At 41.2% G+C, this 25,008-nt stretch carries 19 protein-coding genes and 2 pseudogenes; 18 read left to right on the top strand and 3 right to left on the bottom strand.

From position 1 onward, the window contains the following. Window positions 1–20 precede the first annotated feature (20 nt). Complete coding sequence (locus tag MUO14_RS06290) at window positions 21–1,037, bottom strand: TAXI family TRAP transporter solute-binding subunit (RefSeq protein ID WP_244754356.1); 1,017 nt, start codon at window positions 1,035–1,037, stop codon at window positions 21–23. A 501-nt stretch (window positions 1,038–1,538) separates the two neighbouring features. Between MUO14_RS06290 and MUO14_RS06285 the strand changes: the two genes are divergently transcribed. From MUO14_RS06285 to MUO14_RS06225, 13 genes and pseudogenes are all read left to right on the top strand, one after another. Beyond that, on the top strand, window positions 1,539–3,299 hold the full coding sequence (locus MUO14_RS06285; protein WP_244754354.1) for a sigma-54-dependent Fis family transcriptional regulator: 1,761 nt from the start codon (window positions 1,539–1,541) through the stop codon (window positions 3,297–3,299). A 177-nt stretch (window positions 3,300–3,476) separates the two neighbouring features. Beyond that, window positions 3,477–4,481, top strand: a complete 1,005-nt coding sequence (locus tag MUO14_RS06280) for a 2-keto-3-deoxygluconate permease (RefSeq protein WP_244754347.1) — start codon at window positions 3,477–3,479, stop codon at window positions 4,479–4,481. Between the two features lie 30 nt (window positions 4,482–4,511). Further along, window positions 4,512–5,843, top strand: a complete 1,332-nt coding sequence (locus MUO14_RS06275) for a four-carbon acid sugar kinase family protein (RefSeq protein WP_244754345.1) — start codon at window positions 4,512–4,514, stop codon at window positions 5,841–5,843. Continuing rightward, window positions 5,806–6,800, top strand: a pseudogene (gene pdxA / locus MUO14_RS06270) (4-hydroxythreonine-4-phosphate dehydrogenase PdxA). Before MUO14_RS06275 ends, pdxA begins: the two are co-directional and overlap by 38 nt. Window positions 6,801–7,133: 333 nt before the next feature. Next, window positions 7,134–8,177, top strand: a complete 1,044-nt coding sequence (locus MUO14_RS06265) for an asparaginase (protein ID WP_244754344.1) — start codon at window positions 7,134–7,136, stop codon at window positions 8,175–8,177. 275 nt (window positions 8,178–8,452) lie between these two features. Further along, window positions 8,453–9,196, top strand: a complete 744-nt coding sequence (locus tag MUO14_RS06260) for an IclR family transcriptional regulator (RefSeq protein ID WP_244754342.1) — start codon at window positions 8,453–8,455, stop codon at window positions 9,194–9,196. 16 nt (window positions 9,197–9,212) lie between these two features. Then, complete coding sequence (locus MUO14_RS06255; RefSeq protein ID WP_244754340.1) at window positions 9,213–10,166, top strand: sugar kinase; 954 nt, start codon at window positions 9,213–9,215, stop codon at window positions 10,164–10,166. 13 nt (window positions 10,167–10,179) lie between these two features. After that, window positions 10,180–10,815, top strand: coding sequence for a bifunctional 4-hydroxy-2-oxoglutarate aldolase/2-dehydro-3-deoxy-phosphogluconate aldolase (locus MUO14_RS06250; protein ID WP_244754333.1), 636 nt, complete (start codon window positions 10,180–10,182; stop codon window positions 10,813–10,815). Window positions 10,816–10,820: 5 nt separating this feature from the next. Beyond that, on the top strand, window positions 10,821–11,969 hold the full coding sequence (gene dgoD, locus MUO14_RS06245) for a galactonate dehydratase (protein WP_244754331.1): 1,149 nt from the start codon (window positions 10,821–10,823) through the stop codon (window positions 11,967–11,969). Between the two features lie 91 nt (window positions 11,970–12,060). Then, entirely contained in the window at window positions 12,061–13,419 is a 1,359-nt protein-coding gene (locus MUO14_RS06240; protein WP_244754329.1) for a GntP family permease, read from the top strand. Between the two features lie 589 nt (window positions 13,420–14,008). Beyond that, window positions 14,009–15,670 carry a catalase gene (locus MUO14_RS06235; protein ID WP_244755485.1) on the top strand — a complete coding sequence of 554 codons (1,662 nt, stop codon included), beginning with the start codon at window positions 14,009–14,011 and terminating at the stop codon, window positions 15,668–15,670. A gap of 186 nt (window positions 15,671–15,856) precedes the next feature. Next, a complete protein-coding gene (locus MUO14_RS06230; protein WP_244755483.1) occupies window positions 15,857–17,182 on the top strand; it encodes a D-serine ammonia-lyase in 1,326 nt (441 codons plus the stop codon). 227 nt (window positions 17,183–17,409) lie between these two features. Beyond that, complete coding sequence (locus MUO14_RS06225; protein ID WP_244754328.1) at window positions 17,410–18,051, top strand: YczE/YyaS/YitT family protein; 642 nt, start codon at window positions 17,410–17,412, stop codon at window positions 18,049–18,051. A gap of 81 nt (window positions 18,052–18,132) precedes the next feature. Here the strand turns inward: MUO14_RS06225 and chbG are convergent, their stop codons facing one another. Both chbG and MUO14_RS06215 read right to left on the bottom strand, forming a co-directional pair. Next, window positions 18,133–18,870: a chitin disaccharide deacetylase gene (gene chbG, locus MUO14_RS06220; RefSeq protein WP_244754326.1), complete on the bottom strand. Its 738-nt coding sequence runs from the start codon at window positions 18,868–18,870 to the stop codon at window positions 18,133–18,135. 15 nt (window positions 18,871–18,885) lie between these two features. Further along, complete coding sequence (locus tag MUO14_RS06215; RefSeq protein ID WP_244754325.1) at window positions 18,886–19,602, bottom strand: GntR family transcriptional regulator; 717 nt, start codon at window positions 19,600–19,602, stop codon at window positions 18,886–18,888. Between the two features lie 175 nt (window positions 19,603–19,777). On the opposite strand from MUO14_RS06215, the gene MUO14_RS06210 reads away from it, so the two are divergent. The 5 genes and pseudogenes from MUO14_RS06210 to MUO14_RS06190 all read left to right on the top strand — a co-directional run bounded on the left by MUO14_RS06210 (window position 19,778) and on the right by MUO14_RS06190 (window position 25,003). Beyond that, the gene (locus MUO14_RS06210; protein WP_244754324.1) at window positions 19,778–21,103 is read left to right on the top strand and encodes a 6-phospho-beta-glucosidase; all 1,326 of its coding nucleotides are present in this window, start codon (window positions 19,778–19,780) and stop codon (window positions 21,101–21,103) included. Continuing rightward, window positions 21,100–22,436: pseudogene (gene celB / locus MUO14_RS06205) on the top strand (PTS cellobiose transporter subunit IIC). The gene MUO14_RS06210 and the pseudogene celB overlap by 4 nt, the downstream one beginning before the upstream one ends. After that, window positions 22,433–22,762 (top strand): PTS sugar transporter subunit IIA, encoded by a 330-nt coding sequence (locus MUO14_RS06200; protein WP_244754323.1) that lies wholly within the window; start codon window positions 22,433–22,435, stop codon window positions 22,760–22,762. Before celB ends, MUO14_RS06200 begins: the two are co-directional and overlap by 4 nt. After that, a complete protein-coding gene (locus tag MUO14_RS06195) occupies window positions 22,762–23,064 on the top strand; it encodes a PTS sugar transporter subunit IIB (protein ID WP_244755481.1) in 303 nt (100 codons plus the stop codon). Before MUO14_RS06200 ends, MUO14_RS06195 begins: the two co-directional genes overlap by 1 nt. A 157-nt stretch (window positions 23,065–23,221) precedes the next feature. After that, window positions 23,222–25,003, top strand: coding sequence for a helix-turn-helix domain-containing protein (locus MUO14_RS06190; protein WP_244754322.1), 1,782 nt, complete (start codon window positions 23,222–23,224; stop codon window positions 25,001–25,003). Window positions 25,004–25,008: the final 5 nt, after the last annotated feature.

Raw genomic sequence — 25,008 nt, 5'->3', positions numbered from 1 at the left:
TCCGGTTCTTACGCCAACTACTATTCGATGATTCCTGCTTCCTTAAAGTACTTCTCAGCACCCGGGTGAAGAGGAAGATCCTTAGCGCCAGTCAGCGCGCTATCATTTGTAATTAATTTTGCTTGTGCAATCGTCATTTCGCCAGCTTGTTCATAAAGTGTCTTCGTCATCTTGTAAGCTAAGTCCTCACTTACTTGATCCTTAGATGCTAATAATAAAGCCATAGCTGTAACTGTTTGTACAGGCTCGTCTTGCCATTCGTATGTGCCCGGCTCTACTGTATAAGCTTCATATTGGCTGTTTTCAGTTACTTTTTTGAGTGCTTCTCCTTCGATGTCAAGGAAATTCACTTCATTAGTAGCTGCAGCTAGCTCATCTGTTGTTGATGAAGGCACACCGACAACGGCAAATGAAGCATCAATTGTACCGTTTTGTAATTTACTTTTAGCGTCACCGAAACCTTCTTCGTACGCTTCGTAATCGCCTTCTTCCAGACCATAGGCTGATAAAACAAGTTCGGCTGCTTCACGAGTCGCTCCGCCTGGCGGTCCAATCGCAACACGCTTTCCTTTTAAATCCTCAATTGACTCAATTCCAGTCGAGTCCAATGTAACAACTTGCAATGCTTCAGGATAAAGGGACCCGATCACTCCTACATTATCCATTTTCTTCCCTTCGAATTCTCCTTTACCTTCTGTAGCGTTAATCATCGTTGTATTTTGAGCAATCCCAAGCTGGAATTCACCCGCTTGTATTTTAGCGATGTTCTCAACAGAGGCACCAGACTCGACAGAACTTACGTCAAACCCTTCTACATCAATATTATCTGTCCAAAGGTTTGCCATTTCTCCACCTAGCGGATAATAAACGCCTCCAACACTACCTGTTCCCATAGTAAGGTTAGTCTTTGCTTCTCCGCCTTCGCTTCCACCCTCACCATTGCTGGAACCGCCGCCTTTTCCGCTCTCGCCACAGGCACTTAGAATCATGCCGATAGTCAAAACTAATACGAATAAAAATAACGTTCTTTTCTTCAAAAGAATACCCCCTTATAATTTTTTATGCATATTTAAATCATATTGATAGATTACCAATATGTTTAAAACAAAAATTATTAGCTTTCAGAAAAAGAAAGCGTTTTATTTCGTATTCTACCTTCTATTCAGGAAAATAACAAGCTTAATAGCGCAGTTTCATATGCATTTAAACCCCTTTTTTAATTCTACTAGTAGTGCTTCTCGAAATCAGTTATGAATAAGGTAGAATTTTGCAGTTGATAAAATGTACGATAACATGCGTAGCTGTTCCTAAAGGGATAGCCTATTTATGCGGATGTATGAATCGTGAGGGGGCAACCCACTAGGACTATTTTATTATACGTGTTTCTAAGCTGAGTTATAACTTGAAAATGTACCGAAAGAATAATACCTATAGAATACAAGGTACTTTTCTAAAAGTGTTTCCTGCTTCTTGCTAATCCGATTAAGTTGTGAAACAATAAAATTGTTGAAAAATGCAACAAGTAATGAGGGATGATTATGATAAAAGTTCTGGTGGTAGCACCTTACCAGGGATTAGCGGAAGCGATGAAACTTTGGAAGTTTGAGCAGGATCAATTAAGCATTGATATTCATATTGGAAACTTAGAAGAAGGGGTAAAGATTGCCCGTAACGCAGAATCACAAGGATATGATGTGATTATTAGTCGTGGAGGTACAGCCTCTTTAATTGAAGAAGCTGTTGGAATGCCAGTTGTCGATATAAAAGTAACGGGATATGATATGTTACGTGTTTTTACTTTGCTTAAAGGAATGCGAGGTAAAGCAGCTCTAGTCGGTTTTCCTAATATCTCTCAAGGGGCCTCCACGATATGCAGTATTTTAGATATGGATGTTAAAACGGTAACTATTCAAAATGAAGAAGAAGTTGCTGGGCACTTGAAGGTGTTGAAACAAGAGAAATACGGGGTCGTAATTGGTGATGTGGTAACTGTTCAAAATGCAGAGAAAGTTGGGCTTCAAGGTATATTGATCACCTCAGGAAAAGAGGCGATTATGGAAGCATTTGATGAAGCGAAAAGAATGCATAAACTTTTTGATAGATTACATCGCCACCATTCGTTGCATGCACAGTTATTGGATACTCTACCCCAGGCTCTTCTCATGGTAGATGCCAATGGAAAAATCATTGTAGAAAATAAAATTTTAAAAGAAGTATTGGGAGCAAAAGATGTGATGGAGCTCCCCATGATCAACCAGATGTTAAGCCGAGTTCTTGAGGATAAGCGTAGTCAATGGAGTAAAGTTGAAATAAATCATACGATGTACGAGGTCTACGGGTATTTAGCAGATATAAAAGAGCGAATTGTGTGTTTTTTATTTCAAAAATCGTACTTTAATAAACGTGTAGAGGGAATGCAAGTAGCTACACATACGTCACATGTACCCATTTCAGGGAGTAGTTCGATAGCTATACAGATGGAGGACAATTTAGCGGATTATGCTAAGGTGGATTCTTCTATATGGTTGGAGGGAGAACCAGGTACGGGGAAAATGACCTTTGCCCGTAATCTACATTTTGAAATGTTTGGTCAATCTGCGCCTATTGTTTTAATGGATGCAGAGTATTTATCTTCTCAGGATCTGAAAATATTAATCGAAAATGAACACCCTCCTTTGCTTGAACCAGGTACTTTCGTCTGCAATAATATTCATAAACTTAATTTAGATGCCCAAGGTCTTATGCTGAAATTGCTCTATCGATTATCCAGTCAATTTCGCATCATAGCCGTTTCTGATCATTCCGTGCATTCCCTCCTAGAACAAGGGCTGTTTAGTCATGATTTGTATTATAAAATGGCAAAGCTAAATATGCATTTTCTTCCGCTGAGAGAACGTATGGAAGATATACAGGAGTTTATACAATCGTTTATCACAGAAGCTCATACAAAAAATGGTTGTGAAACCATCGGAATACGGCCTAAAGCTTTAGAAATACTCCAGAATTATCATTGGCCGGGCAACATTGATCAATTAAAACAAGTTACGGAAGAGTTAATCCTAAACAGTAGCGGCTACTACGTTGAACCATCAGGTGCTGCGAAAGTGATCAGCAAGTTAAAACAAGGTCATTCTACCGAAGAGGATTCATCCGAAAATCTTCACATAGAGGGTGATCTAAAGCATATGGAAAAAACGATTATCCGAAAAGTCATGGAGCAAGAAGGTATGAATCAATCGAGAGCAGCTAAAAGACTTGGAATAAATAGAACGACATTGTGGCGCAAGCTTAATTCATAAGCTTGCGTTTATTGTTGCAAAAATAAACATATTTATGATTGGTCTAGTATTTTCATTTATTATTTCTTTTTAATTTGTTGCATATTAAGACTTTTTATTTTAAAATGGAATATGAAAACGTTTTAATTATATTTAGTGTTTAATTATTCAACAAAAATAAAAGAGGGAGGAAGAAAGATGAAAATCAAAGCAACTTTGGAGAAGATTCCCGGCGGTATGATGGTAGTACCGTTGCTATTAGCAGCAATTCTTAATACACTCGTCCCCGATTTACTGCGGATTGGCAACTTCACGCAAGCATTGTTCGTAGATGGTGCCAGTACGTTAATTGCCTTGTTCCTTTTATGCACAGGGGCTCAAATCAACTTGAAGACTGTAGGGGTCAGCCTTGGTAAAGGAGCTACACTTCTAACGACTAAATGGATAGTGGGAGCTGCTTTTGGCCTGTTGGCATACTTCTTTGCTGGTGAAAACGGACTTTGGCTGGGTCTTGCTCCTATCGCCATCATCGCTGCAATGACCAATAGTAACGGTGGTCTTTATATTGCAGTAGTTGGGCAATACGGTAATAAAACAGACCGAGCCGCGTATTCATTGCTAGCTCTAAACGATGGACCTTTCTTTACGATGGTAGCCTTATCTATTTTTGGTGCGATGGGATTTGTTGATGGATTATTCTCTATCACTTCATTTATCGCCGTTTTACTGCCTATTATTGTAGGGATGGTGCTAGGTAATCTTGATGAAGAAATGAGATCGTTCCTCGACCAAGGAAGCTCCATGCTCATTCCGTTTTTCGCTTTTGCACTTGGTATGGGCATTGATTTTAGCAAAATTATTGAAGGTGGCTTATCAGGAATATTACTAGGTTTGGCCACTACATTTGTTACAGGTACAGCAGGATACTTTGTATTTAAAGCCTTCAAATGGAACCCTATAGCAGGAGCAGCTGAAGGATCAACGGCTGGAAATGCTGTCGCGACACCTGCGGCCATTGCAGCAGCTAACGCGGGTTTTGCTGGGGTTGTTGAACTAGCAACAGTCCAGGTTGCCGCATCCACTGTAACGACAGCGATACTACTTCCGATTTATGTTGGTTTCTTAGTCAAACGATTAGAGAAAAAAGGTGTCAAATTACCTGATGACTATGCAGAAGATTATAAACGTAATGCCACAGCATAGTTAGTTTTCGATGGAAGTGAGGAGTTGCGGATGAACTATAAATTTGGAATTATTGCAGACGATCTAACTGGTGCTAATGATAGTGGTGTGCAATTGAAAGAGAAAGGCTTGGAAACCTCTGTATTTTTCCAGATTCCTGATCAAGATCAGAAACTCGATGAAACCATTGTCATTGATACAGATTCAAGGGCCCTTAGCAAAGACCAAGCCTATCAAACTACTAAAAAATCAGCTCAATTCTTATTTGAAACTGGTTATCAGCATATTTATAAGAAAATGGATTCGACGTTAAGAGGGTATATAGGAGTTGAACTACAGGCAATGAAGGAGGTTTTTGCCCCTACCTTCCTTGTAGTTGCCCCTGCCTTTCCCCCTTACGGACGTACTACCGAAAAGGGGGTCCATTTGCTGAAAGGAACCCCTATTTCGGAGACGGAGCTTGCACAAGACCCGAAACATCCTGTAAAAGAAGCTCGTATTGCTTCTATTATTCAAAAGCAAACAAACGAGAAGGTAGTAGAGATTGACACACAGGTATTATCAGGGGGCACAGAAGCTTGGCAGGAGAAATTAAAACGTTTAGAGCAAGAAGGTGTTCACTACCTAGTTTGTGACGCGCGGGATCAGGGCGATTTAAAAGAGATTGCGGAGCAGATAAATAAGTACACTGATCAAGTTGTGTGGGCAGGGTCTGCGGGTTTGGCGGAAGTGCTTCCAGATGTTCTTCAGATTAGCGGGGAAAAAGTTCATAAAGAAACGATTCCATATTCACAGGTTCTTACCGTATGCGGAAGTCTTTCTCAAACTACACAAGGTCAAATTAAATATGCTGTTACGCAACAAGACACGCAATCGGTAGAAGTAGAGACAGAACAAATTTTTCGAGACGAATGGGATAAATATAAACAGATATATATAAATTCTTGTGTAGAAGCATTTAACAACCAAAAAAGTGTTGTTTTATATGTACCTTCTACACAAGAGGCAAGAGAGAAAGTGAAAGCTTTAGCTAAGCAAATGAAAATGACGCCGATGGAAGTGGGAAGCAGAATCTCACAAGCATTAGGAGCAATTACAAAAGAAGTGATAGAACAAGTTTCTGATTTGCGTGCCTTAGTTTTAACTGGAGGAGACACGGCAAAGTATGTTGCTCATTGTTTAGGCGCTACAGGATTCAGACTCACCCGTCAACTTGAAGCGGGGATCCCTCAAGGAAGCCTGCTCGGTGTAGAAACTTCAATCCAGGTTATTACAAAAGCAGGAGCCTTTGGAGAACCTGCGTCTATTTACAATGCTATTCAACAGTTGAAAGGAGAAAGTGAAAATGAGCAAGAAACCAATCATCGGTATCACTATGGGTGATGCAGCAGGTGTGGGGCCGGAAATAATCATGAAAAGCCTGGCTCACCACCGTATTAATGACCAAGCCATTCCATTAGTCATAGGGGATCAAAAAATGCTTGAGCGGGCGGCTCGGGTGCTTGACATTGATGTCACGTTCAAGACAGTGAAAAAAGACGAGGAATTCAAAATTCAAAATGATGATATTCTCTGTCTTGATCTAGATCTCTTACCGGAAAATCTAGCCTACGGAGAGGTATCTACTGAAGCAGGTCATGCTGCATTTGAATATTTGAGTACAGCTATTGAACTTGCTAACAAGGGGAAAATCGATGCGATTTGTACCGCTCCTCTTAATAAGGAAGCTCTTCACAAAGGGGGCATTTGTATCCAGGTCATACGGAAATACTAGCAGAACTGACAAACACGAAAGATTTTTCAATGATGCTGTCCTCTCCTAAATTAAAAGTGATTCATGTGACAACTCATGTTGGATTACTAGATGCAGTGAAAATGATTAATCCTGATCGTGTCTATGATGTAGTGAGGATGGCCCATGATACACTAAAAAGCGCAGGGAACAATCAGCCAAAAATTGCGGTGTGCGGGATTAACCCTCATGCTGGTGAAAATGGTTTGTTTGGAAATGGCGAAGAAGAAGAAAAAGTGATTCCTGGAGTGGAGCGTGCCCAGCAAGAAGGGATTGACGTACAAGGTCCCTTGCCTGCAGATACCCTGTTCTTTAGGGCTGTAAGAGGAGACTTTGATATTGTGGTGGCTATGTACCATGATCAAGGGCACGGGCCAATCAAGGTTCTGGGGCTTGATGCAGGAGTGAATATCACAGTTGGTCTTCCGATCATACGTACAAGTGTAGATCACGGGACAGCATTTGACATTGCCGGCTCAGGGGTGGCTGATGAGAAAAGTATGCTTGAAGCTTTAAATCAAGCGATTGAGTTAGCTCCTGCAAAATAAGAAGTTGATCTTTTGTTTTATTGGAAGAGTAAAGTCCATGGCTTGGGTAGTTTATAAAAAGTCATGGGCTTTTTATCCTATAATTTATTCGAAGTACTTAACCCCTTATAGTGAGTGTTCAAAAAGTTGCCAAATTAGAAGCAAGCCAACGAAGAGATTCGCCGCTTATCATTTGGTACTTATTGAAACAACCTCTTATAGTGTCAAAGCCTACAATAGCATTTCACTGGAACATGACCATATAGGTTCTAAGTTAATTGACAGAAAATTATTGTCGACGTATATTCACACTAGTTAGTATATATTTGCTAATAAGTTCCGGGGGTTTTACGTATGTCATATAAAAAAGTTATTGAAGTACATAGAGGCGGTAGAATGGAAAGTTCTCACTTTGGTCATGCTGCGATTGTAAACACTGACGGTGACCTGTTATATTCTATCGGTAATCCGCAGCGAGTCACTTATGCTCGTTCATCTGTCAAACCGATTCAAACGATTCCGATTGTAGAAACGGGGGCTGCAGATTATTATAACTTGCAGGATAAAGACTTAGCACTGTTTTGCTCTTCCCACAGCAGTGAAGAACAGCATACTTCAACGGTGTCCAACTTATTAAAAAGGGCTGGTCTATATGAAGAAAATCTTCAGTGCGGAAGTCACATTCCTTTCTCGGATGATGTTTATCGCTCTTTGATTCAACAAAAACAAGAACCAACACCGCTTTACAGCAATTGCTCTGGGAAACATACGGGGATGCTGCTCACAGCTAAGTACCTCGGGGAATCCTTGGATGATTATTATAAGCAGGAACATCCTGTCCAACAACGAATTTTGAATACAATGGCGGAAGCAGCACAGTATCCTAAAGCAGAAATAGCAATTGGATTGGATGGCTGCGGTGTGCCTGTGTTTGGGCTGCCGATTGATAAACTGGCTCATACTTTTGCCAGACTTGCCCGCCCAGAGGCGTTTGGTGAAAAACGTGCGAATGCAGTCGCACGTATTACGGGCGCTATGACAAAGCATCCTGAGATGGTGGCTGGTACAGATCGATTCTGTACGGACTTCATGAACGTAGGAAGTGGAAGGTTTTTTGGAAAATTAGGGGCGGAATCTGTTTATTGCATTGGTGATAAAGAAACAGGGCTCGGGATAGCTGTGAAAATAGAGGATGGGGATTATAAGAGAGCCTTATACCCATTTGTAATGGAAATCCTAGTTCAATTAAACATACTTACAGATTCTCAGGTGCAAGGATTAGACAAGTACTATCAACCAAAGATTCGAAATGCGAGGAATGAAATTATTGGTGAAATCATCCCGTCATTCGTACTGGAAAAGTCGCAATCAGGGTTTAATTCAAATCATTTATCATAATCCTTGAGAACAGGTTTTAAGATTAATAGAGAAAGAAAAATAGTCGATGGATTTAGTTTACTCCACTAAATCCATCGACTTTTCTCTATTCTAAATGGGTAAGAAGCTGTGTGTACATAAGCTTGAAAGTTGATGTGACTCAGCCCCATCAGAATGGTCTGAACGAAACATAATGTATTTTGTCTATTGATGAAAGCGTTTTATTGTGATAGCATTTATTTAGAATTCATATATAAGAAGTTGATTCACATACGTGAATAAAAGGGTGTGAAGCGATGACAGTTAAGTCTGCTGATCGTGTGATGAATATACTAGATTTATTAAAGGAGTTTCCGGGAGGACTGACACTTAGGGAAATTGCTGATAAACTATCGCTGCCGCAAAGCAGTACCTTTCATTTGCTGCAAACGATGGAGATGAGCCAGTTTTTATCAGTAACAGAGCGAAAGACCTATAAACTCGGTCCGAAGCTGATTCAGATCGGGACAAGAGCGCTGGAAACCCTGGATGTGAATGCTGAGGCCCAGCCGTATCTCCGGCAGTTAATGGAGAACGTGGAGGAGACCGTTTTTATGGCGGTGATGTTAGAACAGGAACTCGTCTATCTTGCAAAGGTTGATAATTATCGATCGGTTCGTACGAGTGCGCAAATCGGGATGAGAAAGCCGATGTACTGTACAGGACTCGGGAAAGCCTTTCTCGCCTTTTTACCAGAACAAGTCAAAAACAATATCCTATCACAAATGGAGATGCCGGCGATTACAAAAAATACAATCACAGACCCAGATGCATTAAATGAACAGCTTTTACAATTCCGCGAACAAGGCTATTCCATTGATGATGAAGAGAATGAGGGCGGTCTTTATTGTTTAGCTGCGCCAATATTCAATGCAGCTGGAGAAATGATTGCAGCAATTAGTGTTGCTGGACCAAAAAACAGAGTGTACCCACGCCAATCGGAAATTGCTAAAGAGTTATTGTCTACAGCAAAGACGATTTCTGAACGGACTGGGTTTTAGAGAGGAGGCGAACGTTATGGATGTGATTACACTTGGGGAAACGATGGTGTTGTTCACTCCGAAATCTTCCGGACTTATGCGTTACGCTGGTGATTTTTCAACAAAAGTTGCCGGTGCTGAATCCAATGTGGCGATTGGACTTGCCAGGCTCGGCCATCAGGCAGGTTGGATCAGTCGGCTTGGAAAGGATGAATTCGGCGAAAAGATCCAATCCTTTATACGAGGAGAAGGGGTCGATGTCAGTCAAGTTACGTTTGATGATTCTGCATCGACGGGGCTTTATTTTAAGGAAAAATTAACGGCCAACGAATTAAGGCTGAAGTATTATCGAAGTGATTCGGCGGCGAGCCGGATGTCAGATGATGACTTAGATGAAACGTATATTTCGAACGCGAGGTTTCTTCATGTAACAGGCATTACCCCGGCACTAAGTGAGCATTGTTTTGAAACCGTTTTAAAAGCAATGGAGTATGCCCGTAGAAATGGTGTGACGGTTGTCTTTGACCCTAATTTGCGACGAAAGCTATGGACTGATAGCTACGCTAGACAGGTGCTTCGTAAGTTATCAGGGATGGCTGATATTGTTTTGCCGGGTATTGATGAAGCAGAATTTATATTTGGTCAATCAGATCATGAGTCATTAGCTCAAGCGTTCTATGATAACGGGGCGAAAACGGTAATTATGAAGCTTGGTAAAAAGGGGGCTTATGTTCACTCTGACCGGTCCACAGGTTTTGTCGGGGGCTTTCCTGTTGAACAAGTGGTGGATCCCGTTGGAGCAGGTGATGGCTTTGCTGCCGGGTGCTTGTCAGGGATAATTGATGGACTTGAGTTGAAAGAAGCTGTCAGACGTGGGAATGCCGTTGGAGCAATGGTGACAATGGTTGATGGAGATGTGGAAGGATTGCCTGGGAAAGCAAGACTCACTGATTTTATAAACAAAACGCATCGGGATGATGTTGAGAGATAAGGAGGCTGATAATATGACAGAGACATTGCAGCGAATGATGGAACATAATCTGGTTGCCGTTATACGCGGTGCAGAAGGTGAAGATGTTTTGTCCATCGCACGAGCCCTTCAGGAGGGTGGGGTTCACATTCTAGAAATTACAGCGGATACGCCGGAAGTGGAAGGTTTAATCAGAAAAGTAAATGAGGAATTCGGTGATCAAATGATTGTCGGTGCAGGTACTGTTCTTGATCCGGAAACGGCCAGAGCAGCAATCATGGCAGGAGCCCGTTTCATATTTTCACCGACAGTCAATAGGGAAACGATTCGGCTGACGAAGCGCTATGGTGTTGTAAGCATTCCCGGTGCATTGACGCCAACGGAAATATTAACGGCCTACGAACATGGAGCTGACCTGATTAAGGTATTTCCTGCTGGGGCAATGGGGCCGAGCTATATGAAGGATATCCACGGTCCATTACCACACATTCCATTAATGCCGACCGGAGGAGTGGATTTGTCCAATATTCGTGAGTATTTTGAAAAAGGTGCTGTCGCAGCCGGGCTAGGAAGTGCCCTCGTTAACACAAAACAGCCGATCAATGCAGAGGCATTAAAAGGAATCACTGATAAAGCACAACAATTTGTAGAAGCGATAAAGGATGTGTAATCGTTATGAAAATTACTGATTTTAAACTATACCAAGTACCACCACGCTGGTTATTTTTAAAAATTGAAACAGATGAAGGGGTCGCTGGTTGGGGAGAGCCCGTTGTTGAAGGTCGCGCTCACACAGTATTGGCTTGTGTCACAGAGCTGATGGATTATTTAATTGGTCAAGATCCACGCAAAATTGAAGATCATTTTCAAGTTCTATATCGTGGCGGATTTTACCGAGGCGGCCCAATCTTAATGAGTGCCATCTCAGGCATTGAGCAGGCGCTATGGGACATTAAAGGGAAGTTTTACAATATGCCCGTGTACGAAATGCTCGGTGGGGCTGTTCGGGATGACATTCAAGTTTATTCTTGGATCGGCGGGGATCGTCCGCAAGATGTCGGTGCAGCGGCTAAGGAAAAAGCTGAAGCTGGCTTCACAGCGATCAAGATGAACGGAACCGAGGAAATGAATTATATAGATAATTACTCGAAGGTGGACGCAGCTGTTAACCGGGTCGCTGCGATTCGTGAAGCTGTTGGAAACGACTTTGGCATTGGAATTGATTTTCATGGCCGTGTACATAAAGCGATGGCTAAAATCCTTGTGAAGGAACTTGAACCCTATCGCCCGATGTTTATTGAGGAGCCAGTACTCGTTGAAAATCTCGAGGCGTTCAAGGAGATTGCCAACCACACAACCACGCCAATTGCGACAGGTGAACGCAATTATACACGCTGGGGGTTCAAGCAAATGTTGATGGACGGCACCGTAGATATTATACAGCCTGATCTCTCACACGCAGGAGGGATCCTTGAAGCGAAAAAGATCGCCACGATGGCTGAAACGTTTGATGTAGCTGTTGCGCCGCATGCGCCGCTTGGACCAATCAATCTTGCTGCTTCCCTGCAGGTGGATGCATGTACACCGAACTGCATTATTCAGGAACAAAGCCTTGGCATTCATTACAATAAAGGCAGCGACTTGCTTGATTATCTTGTTGATCCAACGGTGTTTGAATATCAATCAGGAGCAGTCAAAATGCCAAAAGGAGCCGGTCTTGGCATCGAAATTAATGAAGACCGTGTAAAGCAAGCTTCCAAAGAAGGCCACCAATGGAAAAATCCGATCTGGCGTCATGCTGATGGCACAGTAGCGGAGTGGTAGAGAATAGCTATGTTCAATGCTTGAAGTATGTTACAGAGTTTGGTGAAAGCGTTTTTGATATAGTTTAAAAAAATGGAGGGGAAAAATTAAAATGTCTACAACAGGGTTAATTTTGCTCGCTGCTTTCGGGGTTGCGTTATTGTTATTTCTCGTTATCCGCGTAAAATTGCAAGCGTTTATTGCATTAATTGTTGTTAGTTACATCATTGGTCTTTTGGCTGGGATGAGCCCTACGGAAATTTTTACAGCCGTACAGGATGGCATGGGAGGAACCGTAGGAGAGATTGCGGTCATCATTGGTATCGGTGCCATGTTTGGGGAAATATTGAAAGTCTCCGGTGGTGCTGAGCGATTAGCGATGACACTGATGGACAAATTTGGTGAAAAACGTGTAAACTGGGCGCTTGTCCTAACTGGATTTATCATTTCTATTCCTGTCTTTCTTGATGTTGCTTTTGTTATTTTAGTGCCGATTTTATACAGTTTGACACAGAGAACTGGGAAATCATTGCTATTCTATGGTATCCCATTGCTTGCTGGTTTAGCGGTTACACACAGCTTTGTGCCGCCGACACCCGGGCCGATCGCTGTTGCTTCATTATTAGGAGCAAACATTGGCTGGGTGATCCTATTTGGTTTGCTTGCGGGGATTCCGGCAGCGATTATTGCTGGTCCTATCTTCGGTACTTATATTTCTAAAAAGATTCACGTTGAAGTGCCGACAGTGATGTTGAAGAACATGGCTGAAGAAGCCAAAGACAAGAAATATGATAAAGAGCTTCCAAGTTTCGGCATGATTGCTACCCTTATCTTATTGCCGCTTTTTCTTATTCTATTAAATACATTTGCCGGTGTGCTACTTGATGAGGGCAGTACACTGCGAACAATCGTGACGTTTATCGGGAACCCAGGTGTTGCACTGACGATCACGGCCTTGCTAACCTTTTATTTACTGGGCACACGACGCGGTTACTCTAAGGAAGAGATTCAGGACATCGCAACGAAATCTCTTGAACCTGCGGGGATTATTATTTTAATTACTGGTGCAGGTGGCGTCTTCGGTCAAGTGTTAGTTGAAACCGGGATTGGAGATGTATTGGCAAATACGATGAGTGATCTGAACATGCCGATCCTCGTCTTTGCTTTCCTAGTTGCTTCAGCCGTCCGTATTGCGCAAGGTTCCGCGACGGTTGCGATGGTTACGGCAGCCAGTTTAATCGCACCGGTGATCGATACACTTGGTATCGGCGGCCCAATGCTGGCCTTGCTCGTTATTACCATTGCATCAGGGGCAACCATTGCCTCACATGTGAACGACTCAGGCTTCTGGATGGTCAGCCGATTCTTTGGTTTGTCTGAGAAAGACACATTGAAATCTTGGACGGTTATGGAAACGATCATTGCCTTGGTTGGATTTGGAGTTTCGTTGACAATCAGTATGTTTATTTAATAGTGAGTGATGAAGGGCTGTAACCGGAATATATATGTTCCGGTTACAGCTTGTTTAGTTTATTAGATTTAAGGTTTTTAAAAGTCTGCAATGAGAAAAAGTGTTCATATTACTCTAATAGAGAATGTTCAAAAAGGCACCAAATGATAAACGGCGCATTTCTTCGTTGCTCGGTTTTTCCGGTCCTCACGTAGGAAAAGCATACGCTGTGGTCCTCAAAACTGTCTCGCCTCGAACTTCTTACGACGCACAGGACGTGCTAGGGTCGACGTTGTCGTTCGTCAACTTTTTGATGGAGATTTCGTTGATAGCTATTTTGATTATTGAGATAGAATCTTAAAACATACGAACTCTTTAAAAGCAAAAAAAGAAGTAGTTTCTATTTTGAATATGTTTTGGAAAATAAACCCACCTCAGGTCATCCAAATTATGGGTTTTGTTGTTGTCTCGCAAATTTCAATAGGTACCAGTGTGTTGTGAGTATAAGAAACAAACAAATTATATAATAAGTGGAATAAAAATCCTTCTTAAGAGCAACGTATAATTGTACTATTTTCCAGGGAGGTTTTTTGTATTGGATAGAGACAACATGAAGCAAGGGCAGGAAGGCGCTAAGGACAAACGTTTTTCAGAAGAGGAAAACGAAAACACACTAACAACTAGACAAGGACATCCGGTTAGAAATAACCAAAACTTGAGAACAGTTGGAAACAGAGGTCCCTCAACGCTAGAGAATTATGATTTTATTGAGAAAATTTCACACTTTGATAGAGAACGTGTGCCAGAACGAGTCGTTCATGCTCGTGGGACAGGAGCCCATGGCTACTTTGAAACATACGGAAAAGCTGGAGATGAGCCTGTGGAAAAGTACACAAGGGCGAAGGTTTTCTCAGATGCTGGAAAACGAACACCTGTCCTTGTACGTTTCTCAACGGTCACTCATCAGCAAGGTTCCCCGGAAACGTTACGTGACCCGCGAGGATTTGCGGTGAAATTTTATACTGAAGATGGAAATTGGGATCTGGTTGGGAACAATTTAAAAGTGTTTTTCATTAGAGATGCGATGAAATTTCCTGATTTAATTCATGCTTTTAAGCCCGACCCTGTTACAAATATTCAAGATAGTGAGCGTATATTTGATTTTATCAGTAATACACCTGAGGCGATGAATATGATCACGTATTTGTTCTCACCTTGGGGGATTCCAGCTAATTATAGACAAATGCAAGGTTCAGGGGTTAATACTTACCGCTGGGTGAATGAAGAAGGAAAGGGCTGCTTAATTAAATATCACTTTGAACCTTTGAAACAAGGGATAAAGAATTTAACGCAAGAAGAAGCGAACGAGATTCAAGCGGAGAATTTCAATCATGCTACACAGGATCTTTATGAAGCCATCGAGAATGGAGACTATCCTGAATGGGAGCTTTGCGTACAGATTATGGAGGATCACGAACATCCAGAACTGGACTTTGATCCATTGGATGATACGAAGATTTGGCCCGAAGATCAATTTCCTTTTTTAAAAGTTGGCAAGATGGTATTAAATAAAAACCCCGACAATTACTACAATGAAGTGGAACAAGCAGCTTTTGGAACAGGTGTACTTGTTGATGGGCTAGATTTTTCAGATGATAAGATGCTTCAAGGAAGAACTTTTTCCTATTCGGATACTCAGCGATACCGGGTAGGGGCAAACTATCTGCAACTCCCTGTCAATGCGCCCAAAAAGCATGTGGCTACCAACCAAGAAGGTGGTCAAATGTCTTATCAAGTGGATCGACCGGAAAGCGCTAATCCTCACATTAATTATGAGCCATCCTCTTTAAATGGCTTAGAGGAGTCCAAGCGAAAAGTTGCTCATCATAGACCATATGTAGAAGGGGAGCTGACAAAAGAGCCGATTGATCGTGAAAATAATTTTAAGCAGGCTGGAGAAAGGTATCGTTTATTGGAAGATTGGGAGCGGAAGGATTTAATCAACAATTTAGTCAATTCCTTAAAGCCGTGTCAATCCCACATTCAGCAAAAAATGATTCACTTGCTTTCTCAATGTGATGAAGACTATGGAAAAAGAGTAGCAGATGGGTTAAGCATGGATATGGATGCTACGAAGGAAGAGTATAGTGAAGAAATCACCCCAACCAAGGGCAAGCTACCGAAGAAAGGTGGCTCACCACTGGGAAATACAGGTGCAAGTGACGCAGTTGAGAAAGCAGAAGAGAAAGGGCATGAGAGTGACCCTTATTAAAGGATGGTAAATAACCCCACCTCAGGTCATCCATAAATTGGATGACCTGAGGTGGGGTTTTATGGGAATTATTCTGATGCATATTAAACTAGGTGGAAGGTGTAAAACGTTCTCAAAAGGGAAGAACAATATATAGATAGGATTGGAGGAATTTTTGTGGAAACATTTAAGGTACTAGGAAAACCAATGAAAGATTGGGTAAACGAATTCCCTTTGTTGACAAACGTAACAAGCCTTGAATCAGTGTTTTGGACTAATTCAAATTATAAAGAGATGAAGAGAGTACCGTCACTGCCTGTTAATGAAGAAGATATGTTCGAAGCTGAACGGCTTTGGGAACGCTTTGCCCCCTTTTTGGCAAAAGCCTTCCCGGAAACTGAAATGGCAGGCGGAGTGATCGAATCACCTTTGAAGGAAATACCTAAAATGAAAGATCTGATACAGACATATTATAATAAAACCTTTGAAGGTCATCTTTATTTAAAATGTGACAATGAACTACCAATTGCAGGATCCATAAAGGCTCGTGGAGGTGTCTACGAGGTTTTAAGTTATGCAGAGAAACTTGCTCTTGAAAATGACATGATCTCAAAAGGCGATAATTATCAAGCGTTTCTCGATCCGACATTTAAACAATTCTTTAACCAATATACGATAGGTGTAGGTTCAACCGGCAACCTTGCCCTAAGCATTGGTACAATCAGTGCTAAGCTTGGATTCAACGTGGAGGTGCACATGTCTGCGGATGCAAAACAATGGAAGAAGGATCTTTTGCGGGTAAGAGGTGCAAATGTTTATGAATATGAAGGGGATTTCAGCGAAGCAATTACAAATGGAAGAACTAACACCACTCAGGACCCAAAAGGATACTTTGTTGATGATGAGGATTCAAAGGATTTATTTTTAGGTTATAGTGTGGCGGCATTGAGGCTTAAGAATCAGCTTGCTAAGGACAATATTTCGGTTGATCAAGATCATCCTTTATTTGTTTATCTGCCATGTGGTGTAGGTGGCTCCCCTGGCGGTATTACATTTGGATTAAAGCAAGTTTTCGGGGATAATGTCCATTGTATTTTTGTTGAGCCGACTCATTCACCGTCTGTATTACTTGGAATGATGACAGGGGAAAACGAGAAGATAAGTGTACAGGATTTTGGCATAGATAACCGCACGGAAGCAGACGGTTTAGCTGTTGGCCGTCCATCACGTTTTGCAACTGAAATCAGCAGTCATCTAGTTAGCGGCATCTATACAATAGAAGATGAGGAACTTTATAAACTATTAGCATTACTGGCAGATAGTGAAAATATTCATGTCGAGCCATCTGCTGCGGCTGGATTGCTGGGGCCGATGGTTGTACAAAATACAAGTTATATAGGGGAGCATGATCTTCAGACAAAAATGTCTCAAGCCACTCATATTTCTTGGGCAACAGGTGGAGCGCTCGTTCCTGAAACGGATATGGAAGCATCCTATCAAAAGGGTAAATCGTTACTGGAAAGAGACAAGTGAAGTACCTGAATAATGGGAATAATACTAAAAATCCCCACCTCAGGTCATCCAGATTCTGGATGACTTGAGGTGGGGGTTAAATGCTTTTACGGGAATATATTCCTAATCCTTTTTTTACCGTAATTTGATCTATTGACGTGTGAAATAATCGCTAATAAAATGTGATCACGAGTTTGAAGAGTCACCTCTTTTTATTTCGATTTTTATTAGAGGGGAGGGGGATCGTTATGCTTTATCGAGCTACGGTTTACCTTCTGGGTATGGTCATCAATTTTCTTGGGGTTACGCTCATCATTAACGCTACTCTCGGTGCAGGTTTCTGGACAGCGTTTTTTATCGGTGTTTCGGATAAACTTGGTTTTACCGTAGGATTCTGGTACGGAGTATTTCAGTTTTTCATCATTTTTATAAATGCAAAGTTGATGAAGCAGTTACCGGAAATGCGAGCGATTATCCCTGTGTTATTAGAAAGTGTTATTTTGGACTTTTGGGTTGAGATTGTTTTCGCAAATGTTGATTTAACGACAGCACCATTCGTACTGCAAGTAGCTACTTTACTCGCAGGGGTTGCTATTGTGGGGTTGGGAGTCGCTATTTACATCCTTCCGCAATTCCCGAGAGCCCCCGTTGACCAGCTATTCCTGGCCGTCAGTCACCGATTTAATTTAAGCTTGCAATCAGGTCAAACGCTAGTTGCGGTGGTGATGACGGGGCTAGCCTTCGTTATCGGCGGCCCAGTAGGCATTGGAACACTCACACCGATGCTATTTCTCGGACTAATGATTCAACTCTGCTACACACGCGCTTATCCGCTATATTACAAACTTCATCCAAGCGGCGAACAAGAACTGCAAAAACAATTGATGTAATATATATGTAAATTACTACCACCTCAGGTCATCCATATTATGGATGACCTGAGGTGGATTTTTATGGAAGTGTGTACAGTGTTAAATGGAACGATAATGGGTTAGCTCAAACATATTGTGGTTTTTGTAGGTCTCTTTTAATGCTTTATCTGTCAACAAAGCTAGTTCATCCACCCGGGGATAATTAAATGATGAGCCATTAATAATAGCTTTATCCAAATAAGCAGGGTGAGTCATTACTTCAATAGATTGAGCATCAGAAAACTTTTCTGCTAATTTGATAGGGTCTTTTATTGTATCTATTTTGTATTCAAATGCTTCAGTTGTTCGAATGGTGCTCAGCTCATTAGTTTCTGGTTCAAATACTCGGCGTACAGGCAAATCGAACTCTTTTGCAAGGTCGATAACTACTTCTGTTAGTTCTCCATATGAATGAATATGGTGATGGCTATCCAGGTGTGTGGGTTGAATACCATTAGCAATGGCCTGCTTAATCTGGGCCTTCCATTCCTCGTAAACTTCCACTAAATCGACATCAAAGAAACCCAAATAGTATTTTAAGTTGCGAAAATGGCCATTCTCATCTGTTATGGTTTGGAGATGCTTGAGAATAGGGCTTCCAGCCGTCAACGTTAAGTGTATCCCTACCCCTAGAGTAGGGGTTTCATTTGCTAACTGATAAGCATGGGAAGCACCTGGCATGTTTGTCATTAGAGTCGTAGAAGTTAATACCCCATTGTGGTGGGCATCAATGATACCAAAGTTGATTCCTCTTGAATAACCGAAATCATCCGCATTAATTATAAGTTTTTTTCTCATCGTTTTCCTCACATTCTATTCGTAATTTCTTTCAATTAAGAACTCTACTCGATCCCCACGAAAATAAGCTTCTGAGTATTCGACAATATCTTCTGAATTTAAAAAGGTTTTCGTTGTGATTTGAAAACAAGGAGAACCTGAAGAAATATTCAGGTTTCCGGCAACTTCCTCATCTGATATGACAATTTTAATTTGTTCCTCGGTTCGATTTATTTGATTGCCTTGATTTTTAATAGACTCGTATAAGGAATGGCCAACCATTTTAGTGGTTAGCTCTGGAACAAGATCCTGACGAACATAGGCAACCTCAAATTGAATTTCTTCATGATCAGCAAATCTTGTCCGTTTAACCTGGTGGACCTTAGTCCCCTCTTCGACATTTAGGATCCTGCTAATTTTGGCTGGTGGGACTAACAACTGCAGGTCGTTGACTTCAATTTTAGGCTTGAGACCTTGGGATTCTAGCTGAGCAGCATACTGAAGTTTACTTGAACTGAGGACCTGTTTTACTTTTCCTTTTGCTACAAAGGTACCTTTTCCTTGTTTACGGTAAATGTGACCTTCCATAATGAGGTGATTGAGAGCTGTACGTACGGTCGTCCGGCTGACGTTGTAAATGTTACAAAACTCGGCCTCGGTCGGAAGGTTTTTCCCTGGACGGTAATAACCATTTTCAATTTTTTCTATAATATCTTTTTTAATTTGACTATGAAGTTGATCATTTTTAGGCATCTCATTACTCCTTTAAAACAGCTTAACTAAACGGTGTATGCGCTTAAAAATAGCATAACATGATTACTTAGCTTATAAAATAAATTTGTTATTACAATCTGGTATAGACAAATTTGTTATGATCTGTTACTATTCATCTAAGAAAACGTTTTCAAAAATTGAGGGAGGTTCACTCATGGGTCTGAAAGTTGTCATTATCGGTGGCGGATCGAGCTATACACCTGAGATTATTGATGGGATGATTAAGCGTCATTCCCAATTTCCTGTTTCAGAAATTGTCTTAGTTGACATCAATGAAGGGGCACGAAAACTAGAGATTGTAGCAAATCTAGCTAAACGAATGATTGAATACACTGGAGCTCCGATACAACTTCGTTACACAAAAAATAGAAGGGAAGCTTTACAAGGAGCCGATTTTGTGACCACGCAAATTCGGGTCGGTGGACTAAAAGCACGGGCATTAGATGAAAGAATTCCGTTAAAACATGGAATGATCGGTCAGGAGACCAATGGAGCGGGAGGAATTTTTAAAGCCTTTCGTACCATCCCGATCCTACTTGAGATTGCTGGTGACATTCATGAAATCTGTCCTAACGCATGGCTCGTGAATTTTACGAATCCAGCTGGAATTGTTACCGAAGCTGTTATGAAGCATAGTCAACATCAAAAAGTTATTGGAGTCTGTAATATTCCCTATAACATGAGAAGTGGTATTGGTGAGATTTTCGATGTAAGTGTTGATCGTGTCATGATCGAATTTGTTGGACTCAACCATTTTGTATTTGGAAAACGAGTGTTTATTGATGGAGTTGACCAAACAGATGAGGCTATGCGGCATCTCATTTATGATGATCTTAATTATTCACCGGCTAATATTGTTTCACTTCCATGGAACAAGAATTTTTTGCAATCACTCAACATGCTTCCAAATCCTTATCATCAATATTATTTTCAGCATGCAGAAGTCTTGAAGAAGGATCTTCAGGCTTATAAAGAGAACGGGACGCGTGCAGAAGTCGTTATGGAAGTCGAAAAAAAACTTTTTGAAAAGTACAAAAACCCTAAACTTAAGGAGAAGCCTCAAGAGTTAGAGGAACGTGGAGGGGCTTATTATAGTGAATCTGCTTGTAGTTTAATGGCATCTATTTATAACAACTCAATGGATATCCAAACGGTCAATACTTTAAATAAGGGGAGTATTCCAGATTTACCATCTGAAGCTGTCATTGAAGTAAATAGTGTAATTTCAGCAAGTGGCCCTATCCCGTTAGCTATTGGCCCTTTACCTGACACCATAAGCGGCTCGATTATACAATTGAAAAAATTTGAACAACTCGTTATAGATGCCGCCGTTACGGGTGACTACAAAAAAGCCTACGCCTCTATTATCATGAATCCACTTGTTACTTCAGATGAGAACGCCCAATTGGTATTAGACGAACTTTTACAGGCTCACAAACCATATTTACCCCAATTTGATAGGGAGGTAGTAAACGTATGAAACAAAGTGGATTTATGAACCTCGTCGAATCAAAATTAATGCCTATAGCTGGGAAGATCGGATCGCAACGTCATCTGGTTGCGATCCGTGATGGCTTTGTTGCTATTATGCCGCTTATTATTATTGGGTCATTGGCCATTCTAATTAACAATTTCCCAATACCTGCATTCCAAGACTTCATGATGAATGTTTTTGGTGAAGGATGGAAGTCTGTTGGTGGTGCTATCTGGAACGGTTCTTTTGCCATATTGAGTTTATTAGTAGCAGCTGCCATTAGCTATAAACTTGCCGAATCTTATGGAAGCGATGGGTTATCAGCAGCACTCATCGGTGTCGGTGCATTTGTCGTTCTTACCCCGACCACCGAAGATTTTGGTCTCGCAATGACCTGGTTAGGTGCACAAGGACTATTTGTGGCCGTTTTAACAGCCATAGTGTCAACGGAAATTTTTCGTCTGTTCTCCCAGTCAGAGAAACTTAAGATTAAAATGCCAGCAGGTGTACCTGATGGTGTAACAAAATCGTTTAATGCTCTGTTACCAGCGGCTGTTATACTCTTTATCGCCGGTTTATTTAACGCAATTATTGTAAATCTTACAGGACAAAGCATCCACGAACTAGTATTTTCATCTATACAGGAACCTTTACAAGGGTTGTCCAACACACTAGGTTCAGCTCTTATATTCTCATTCCTTAACCAGCTTTTATGGTTTTTCGGACTTCACGGTACGAATATTTTAGGACCGATTATGGAATCTATTTATCTTCCATTGATCCAAGAAAATCAGGCCTTATTTTCCGAAGGCATGAGTGCGTTTGATGTACCTTATATCGTGACAAAGCCATTCTTTGATGCCTATGTATTTATGGGGGATCGGGAGCTACACTTGCTTTAATTATTGCGATCTTTATCGTTGTAAAATCAAAACATTACCGAACCGTTGGGAAAATTTCTGCAGCTCCGGGAGCGTTTAATATTAATGAGCCTATGCTATTTGGCTTACCGATTGTTTTAAATCCAATTATGTTCATTCCATTTATTTTAATCCCAATTGTAATGACGATGGTAGCCTACTTTGCCCTTGCACTTGGCTTCGTACCGAAAACCGTTGCTATACTGCCATGGACAACGCCGCCGATTGTTAGTGGCTATCTTGTCACTGGAGGGTCCGTGAGCGGTATTATATTGCAATTGATTAACTTGACCATGGCCACAATCCTTTACATTCCATTTATCATGGCTGCCGACCGTGCAAGCTTAAAAAATACTGGAAGTGGAGACAGCTCATCAGAAAATGAACCTAGATCAGAACAAAGGAGAAATGCACAATGACTGAAACGATCAACATTGAACAAGTCTCGTTTGAAATCATTTTACATGCTGGCAATGCGAGATCCTCTGCGATGGAGGCACTCCAAGTAGTCAAACAAGGAGAATATAAACAAGCAGATAATAAAATGGAGGAAGCTGAATCTGAACTTCATAAAGCTCATCAAACTCAAACATCTCTTTTACAAAAAGAAGCATCAGGTGAGAGAACCACACCTTCCGTCTTACTTGTACATGCACAGGATCATTTAATGACGGCCATGACGTTAAAAGATATGGCGAAAGAAATGATTGATTTATATAAAGAAATTAGAGGAGGAAAAGAATGATGAAAATTGCTCTCGTTTGTTCAGCGGGTATGTCTACTAGTATGCTTGTTCAAAAAATGCGCCAAATAGCTAAAGATAAAGGGCTAGAAGCAGATATTGATGCCTATGCCGAAGCAGATTTAAATAAGCATATGGAGGATCTTGATGTTATCCTAATCGGGCCTCAAGTGCGTTATCTGAAAGGACAGATTTCTAAGAAAGCCGAGCCGTATGGCACACCGGTAGATATTATTGATCAGATGGCATACGGTACGATGGATGGAGAAAAAGTTTTAAGGCAAGCGAAAGAATTAAAGAAATGATAAATACCATATACTACCACCTCAGGTCATCCATAATATGGATGACCTGAGGTGGATTTTTATGTAAAAAGGTTGTTCATTGTAGAAAGGGTAAGTGTTTTCATGGTGGAACTTGTGTTACCTTTGTTAGTAACTATACATGTTAGGAGATGGCGTAATGGAAAGTGAGAAACGGCTGATGAGCTTAATCAATTCCGTGCGTGTTTTAAACTCAACAAGAGACCTTTCAGAAGTATTAAACCAGCTAATTAAAGAAGTGCATAACGTAATTGGTGGCGCCAATGCCAGTGTCTTGTTTCTATATGATAAACAATTGGACAGGCTCTATGCCAAAAGTGCTATCGGATTTGATATGGAGTATATGAAGCATGCATATTTACGCCCCGGGGAAGGAATGAGTGGCCGCACTTTTTTATTGAAAAAAGGAAAGATCTTTTATTCAGAGGATGATACCACACATGGAATGTCTAATGTCTCTCCTGAAACGGAACACTTCTATGCTAAGTCTTTAGGCAGACTGGAATACCCGATGAGTGCGATTTGCGTGCCGCTGATATCAAATGATGACTGTATCGGGGTGCTGACAGTCGATATTTATTCAGAGGATATTCAGTTTGATGAAGCAGACCTGCAGCTGCTTGAGACGTTCGCTGGGCAAGCGGCTATCGCGATTGAGAACGCCACGCTTTTTTCACAAAATGAGCGCACGAAGAAGATCCATGAAGAATTATCGAAGGTGTCGCTTTCGAAGGGTGGCTTGAGTGACATCACCAAATCGCTCGCACGTTTAATGGGGAAGTATGTAATGGTGTTCAATGAGTTCAATGATTCATTAGCGATATCAAGTCCGGAAGCAGGCCCGTTAGCAGATGAACTTAGTAAGAATTTCGTTCCGTTATTGGAAACGAGTATCACTAAGCAAGGTTTCTCGTCTCATCGCACAAGTTTGTTTCAAAAAGACCACTTTATTTATTTCTTTCCCATTAAGACGGAAAAGCAGACGCTCGGTCTGCTCACAATCATCACGGAAGATTTATCCGAACTGGATCCATTAGATAGGATCGCTATTGAACAGGCGATTACGATTTTCGCGATGGAAATCGACCGGCAGGAACGCCTTTTGGCAGAGGATTTTAGTCATTCAGGATCCATTTTAGAACAGTTGATCCATGCCCCCTATGATGAGTTTTCCTCTAATCATTTGGCAAAACTCAACTTTCCTGAGCATGACTCACACCATTATGTCATTGCACAGCTCTACATCAAGAACCCGCTGCTCGCTTTTGAAAAGATTAATGAAAAGAAGCAACAATTGATGCGGATCATTTATCGAGAGGTGTCTAGACTTCCATATAAGACGTTGGTGTATGATAAAAACATGGAGGTTACACTGATGTTCACGGTTTCTTCTTCAATGGATGAAGAACGAGTATTCCAGCATTTAGGGGATCTATTTTCAAGAATCATTCGAATTTCTGATGAGAAATTGGCTCTGGATAACTTAGCAGGATTTGGCCAAGTCGTAGAAAAATTGAAGCACGTTCACTTGTCATACAGGGATGCGAAACGTTGTGTGCAATATTTGCAGTCAGCGTACCATGGAAAATCACTGTTGACGTATAAACAGCTTGGACCGCATCGGCTCTTTTTAAAATTTGACCAAAAAGAATTGAAGGAGTACGTCGACGAAATTTTAGGTGTTATTATCAGCCATGATCACAACCATGATACTGAATTGCTGGAAACGTTACGAGTTTACTTGGAATCGAATCAGAATATGGAAAAATGTTCCAAGGAACTGTTCGTCCATGTTAATACCGTCAAGTACCGTTTGAAAACGATCTACGGAATATTGCGTATTGAAAAGTTAACAGGTAAGGAAGCATTCGAATTGCAGTTAGGGTTCCGTATTCTTGAGTATTTGAATGCAAAAATTTAACCCAT

Source organism: Halobacillus shinanisalinarum (genome assembly GCF_022919835.1).
Classification (GTDB): domain Bacteria; phylum Bacillota; class Bacilli; order Bacillales; family Halobacillaceae; genus Halobacillus_A; species Halobacillus_A shinanisalinarum.
Note: the sequence above shows the minus strand (reverse complement) of the source record. Positions and strands in the feature narration are given on the sequence as shown.

Excerpts from the sequence above, each read along its gene's own strand:
- MUO14_RS06285 (WP_244754354.1), top strand. The coding sequence starts at position 1,539 with ATGATAAAAGTTCTGGTGGTAGCACCTTACCAGGGATTAGCGGAAGCG.
- MUO14_RS06280 (WP_244754347.1), top strand. The coding sequence starts at position 3,477 with ATGAAAATCAAAGCAACTTTGGAGAAGATTCCCGGCGGTATGATGGTA.
- MUO14_RS06275 (WP_244754345.1), top strand. The coding sequence starts at position 4,512 with ATGAACTATAAATTTGGAATTATTGCAGACGATCTAACTGGTGCTAAT.
- MUO14_RS06265 (WP_244754344.1), top strand. The coding sequence starts at position 7,134 with ATGTCATATAAAAAAGTTATTGAAGTACATAGAGGCGGTAGAATGGAA.
- MUO14_RS06260 (WP_244754342.1), top strand. The coding sequence starts at position 8,453 with ATGACAGTTAAGTCTGCTGATCGTGTGATGAATATACTAGATTTATTA.
- MUO14_RS06255 (WP_244754340.1), top strand. The coding sequence starts at position 9,213 with ATGGATGTGATTACACTTGGGGAAACGATGGTGTTGTTCACTCCGAAA.
- MUO14_RS06250 (WP_244754333.1), top strand. The coding sequence starts at position 10,180 with ATGACAGAGACATTGCAGCGAATGATGGAACATAATCTGGTTGCCGTT.
- dgoD (WP_244754331.1), top strand. The coding sequence starts at position 10,821 with ATGAAAATTACTGATTTTAAACTATACCAAGTACCACCACGCTGGTTA.
- MUO14_RS06240 (WP_244754329.1), top strand. The coding sequence starts at position 12,061 with ATGTCTACAACAGGGTTAATTTTGCTCGCTGCTTTCGGGGTTGCGTTA.
- MUO14_RS06235 (WP_244755485.1), top strand. The coding sequence starts at position 14,009 with ATGAAGCAAGGGCAGGAAGGCGCTAAGGACAAACGTTTTTCAGAAGAG.
- MUO14_RS06230 (WP_244755483.1), top strand. The coding sequence starts at position 15,857 with ATGAAAGATTGGGTAAACGAATTCCCTTTGTTGACAAACGTAACAAGC.
- MUO14_RS06225 (WP_244754328.1), top strand. The coding sequence starts at position 17,410 with ATGCTTTATCGAGCTACGGTTTACCTTCTGGGTATGGTCATCAATTTT.
- chbG (WP_244754326.1), bottom strand. The coding sequence starts at position 18,870 with ATGAGAAAAAAACTTATAATTAATGCGGATGATTTCGGTTATTCAAGA.
- MUO14_RS06215 (WP_244754325.1), bottom strand. The coding sequence starts at position 19,602 with ATGCCTAAAAATGATCAACTTCATAGTCAAATTAAAAAAGATATTATA.
- MUO14_RS06210 (WP_244754324.1), top strand. The coding sequence starts at position 19,778 with ATGGGTCTGAAAGTTGTCATTATCGGTGGCGGATCGAGCTATACACCT.
- MUO14_RS06200 (WP_244754323.1), top strand. The coding sequence starts at position 22,433 with ATGACTGAAACGATCAACATTGAACAAGTCTCGTTTGAAATCATTTTA.
- MUO14_RS06195 (WP_244755481.1), top strand. The coding sequence starts at position 22,762 with ATGAAAATTGCTCTCGTTTGTTCAGCGGGTATGTCTACTAGTATGCTT.
- MUO14_RS06190 (WP_244754322.1), top strand. The coding sequence starts at position 23,222 with ATGGAAAGTGAGAAACGGCTGATGAGCTTAATCAATTCCGTGCGTGTT.